The 1169-nt window shown below is 58.8% G+C and carries 1 protein-coding gene; it reads left to right on the plus strand.

The features are described 5' to 3' along the window. Window positions 1–953: 953 nt before the first annotated feature. On the plus strand, window positions 954–1169 hold a 216-nt coding region (locus H3V53_RS43100; protein ID WP_336603027.1), incomplete at its 3' end, for a hypothetical protein.

Raw genomic sequence — 1169 nt, forward strand, 5'->3', positions numbered from 1 at the left:
GGCGGTGGATTTGCCAGCCCGGCTATCGTGGTGGCGCCCGTCATCCAGACCGAGACGAAGATCGATATTCCGACGCTGCAGAATTTCGGCGGCTTGCAGGTTCTCAAGGGGCTGCGGTAAGTCCCTGGACATGAAACCGCCGTCTCCATATGAAGGCGTTTAACGGGTTCGCCAGTCCTCTTTGAACAGTTCAAGACAGCGCCGCCGCGCGGGGATACGCATTAAGAGAAATATGCGCCAGACGTTCTTTCAGATTGGCATGCCGTCAGGTCTTGTCCCTTGACGGCTTTGGCTCGCCAGTGCGTTCTCCGCTGGCGGGCCCTCTTGTTTGTGGAATGCCGATCGCCATCGGGTCCATGCATGGGATCAACATGCCCATCTGCGTCCCCGACTTCATTCAGGCTCCTGCCCTAGACCAGGCTCACCCGCCGGCCTTCAGCGTCAGGTCCGCGCGCGGAGCCGGTCGAATTCCCTCCCCTATGCTGGCTGCAATCTACGCGCACGCGGCCCGTATTCACCCCAAGGCAAGCTAACCGACCATCGCAGACTTTGCGGTGTGCAAGAGCACGACATTGTCAGCGCACTGCTCTCGTTCATTGTCGTACCTTCGCGCCACTCGCGACATACATGCCCACGCTCAGGCAAGACGAGGGACATTTTCAATCCGTCGCGCGAAGTACTTCGTCATTGGAATGGCCGAGCTGCGCGCTGTTCGGTGAATGCCGACAGCTGCAAGATTATCTGTTTGCCCGAAGCACATCGTCTTCGATCAGCTGGTCGCCTTGATTGCGCCTTCGCCTCGCAGCTCACGCGAAAAACTTTCATATTTTCAGTCACTTATGGCTGACAGCCGGAGTGCGGGTTTCGATTGGCACAGGCTGTGCGTATGTAGCAGCGAGCGCAAACAAATCGTGCTCTTCCAACCCGAAGCAACCAATCCAAGGAGATTCATCATGGCCTCGCTGAACATCAAAGACCTCTCGCACAACGAAGAACTGTCCGTCGAATCGCTCGCGTCCGTGCGTGGCGGCAGCAACGTCAACGCCTTCAACACGAACGCCGCATTCGGTGGCGGCTTCGCCAGCCCGGCTGTCGTCGTGGCGCCTGTCACGCAGACCGACACGAAGGTCGTGATCCCGACGATCCAGAACTTCGGCGGCCTCCAGGCT

Source organism: Paraburkholderia bengalensis (assembly GCF_037126505.1).
GTDB lineage: Bacteria > Pseudomonadota > Gammaproteobacteria > Burkholderiales > Burkholderiaceae > Paraburkholderia > Paraburkholderia bengalensis.